The organism is Xenophilus arseniciresistens, assembly GCF_028023875.1.
Lineage (GTDB): Bacteria > Pseudomonadota > Gammaproteobacteria > Burkholderiales > Burkholderiaceae_C > Xenophilus > Xenophilus arseniciresistens.
This window is the reverse complement of record NZ_JAQIPB010000023.1, coordinates 1-674: the sequence shown is the minus strand read 5'-3', so window position 1 is coordinate 674 and position 674 is coordinate 1. Positions and strand designations below refer to the sequence as shown.

Sequence of the window (674 nt, the reverse complement as noted above, 5' to 3'; positions counted from 1 at the left end):
GTGGATCAGAAGGACTTGGCGAGCGTGACGATGAAGCGCGCCTTGTTCACGGACTGCGCTTGCGCGCCGTAGATGAACGAGCCGTCGCCATACACGTCATAGCCGTCGGCCGTGCTCAGCAGGTAGCTGTCTTTCTTGTTGGCGCCCTGCACCGAACCCGACAGCGTCAGGCCACCGCCGAAATCGTAGGTGGCACCCACGTTGTAGTCCACATAGCTCTTGTAGCCGGCGTTGCGGATGTCGCTGCTCATGCGGGTGTAGCCCACGGCCGCCTTGAGCGTCAGGTTGGGCACGATCACCTTGCTGTACGAGACGTTCAGGTAGCCCGTGCCGCGGCCCGAGGGACGCGAGCTGAAGGGATCGAGGTAGGGGTTCCAGTTGCGCGCGCCGGCGTAGTTGAAGTAGTCCTTGGAGACCGTGTGCGAGTACTTCACCGCGAAGGCGCCGATGGCCTCGTCGGACCAGCCTGCGCCCAGGTACAGCTCGGTGGTGTTGCCCGCGGCGTTGCCGGGGTAGATGTAGGTGATGGCACCCACGTCCATGTCTACCGGGCCGGCCTTGAACTTGAAGCCGCCGTAGATGTCGCTCTCGATGCTGTTGCCGTTGAGCCAGTTGACGCTGGAGTTCCAGTTGCCCACGTAGAAGCCGCTTTCGTGCGCGAAGTCGAAGCCGCC

The 674-nt window shown here is 63.2% G+C and carries 1 protein-coding gene; it reads right to left on the bottom strand.

Features of this window, described 5'->3' with window-relative positions:
* Positions 1-5: 5 nt before the first annotated feature.
* A partial coding sequence (locus PGB34_RS23035; protein WP_271430461.1) for a TorF family putative porin occupies positions 6-674 on the bottom strand: 669 nt, incomplete at its 5' end.